General features: G+C 53.0%; 1 protein-coding gene. It reads left to right on the top strand.

Annotation, left to right across the window (positions count from 1 at the left end; translation table 11 throughout):
- Window positions 1-1233, top strand: a 1233-nt coding sequence (locus ACR0P9_RS12890) for a polysaccharide deacetylase family protein (protein ID WP_432620766.1), incomplete at both ends; no start/stop codon positions are given.

The following is a 1233-nucleotide window of genomic DNA, read 5'->3' as shown; positions in this document are numbered from 1 at the left end:
TGGCACCGATTCGGATGCAGAAACAAGCAAAGCGCAGGCAGAAGCCGAAACACCGGCATCTTCGATAAAGACGGAGGAGCCGAAATCGGAGCAGGAGCTGGAAGAACAGCGACAGGCAGACCGAGAGCAGGCGGAACGAGAAGCCATGCTGGAGCAGCAGATTCGCCGTAAGCAGGAGGCAAAAGCCCTTGCTGAGATGCAGGAGAAACGGCGGGCAGAGCAAGAGCAGGCAGCAAAGGCGCAGGCAGAGCAAGCCGCACAAGAGCGCGCTGCACAGCCTCAGCCGCAGAAAAAGCCGGTACAAAAGAAACCGGTGCAGAAAAAGAAACAGTCTGCCCCGCAGAAGCCGCGAAAGACCCATCGGGACGCCAAGCTCGCGCGCAAGCATCGCAGACAGCTGGTTCGCATGGGCACCGTATTGGTTGTCGTGCTGGTGGCATTGGTACTCATCGTATCTGCCGTGCGCGGCCTCGCTGGCGGCAGCAAAAAGGACAATACCAAGAGCAATAAAAAGGCAACGACCTCTGCGGTATCGGATGACCAGAAGCAGGATACCAGCACGCCAGCAAGCCAGCAGGAGACCAAGCAGTATCTGAAAATCAAGGATGATACCTCTCTGCCGGATTATGCCAAGGAATATCCGGGTCTGTATGCGACAGCAGCAACGACCCAGAAAAAGCTCAGCGATAAGAAGGTATGCTATCTGACCTTTGATGACGGCCCATCGGATACCTGCACGCCGAAGATTCTCGATACATTGAAGAAGTACAACGTCAAGGCGACCTTCTTTGTTGTTACCAGCGAGATTGACGGCAATGAGAAGCTGATTCAGCGCATCATTGATGAGGGTCATACGCTGTGCATTCATGCCAATGAGCATGAGTACCAGAAGATCTATGCATCTCCAGAGGCGTATTTGAAGGACTTTGCAGCAGCATATGACAAGATTTATGCCCTGACCGGCTATAAAGTACAGGGCTTCCGTTTCCCTGGCGGCAGTAATGGTCAGCTCAAGCACTACGGCAACTATGATGCCATCATCAAGGAAATGAACCGCCGCGGCTTTGAGTATTACGATTGGAATGCCTATGACCATGACGCAGAGGGCGGTAACTATTCCGCATCGCAGCTGGCACAGTATGCAATACATGAAGTGTCTATCAGCTCGCGCAACGATGTCATTGTCTTGATGCACGATACGTATGGCAAGGAAAATACCGTAAAGGCATTGCC

Origin of the sequence: Butyricicoccus sp. (assembly GCF_050872565.1) — a bacterium.
In the GTDB taxonomy this organism is placed as follows: Bacteria; Bacillota; Clostridia; order Oscillospirales; family Butyricicoccaceae; genus Butyricicoccus_A.
The sequence above is the reverse complement of the archived record's forward strand: the minus strand, read 5'-3'. Positions and strand labels throughout refer to the sequence as shown.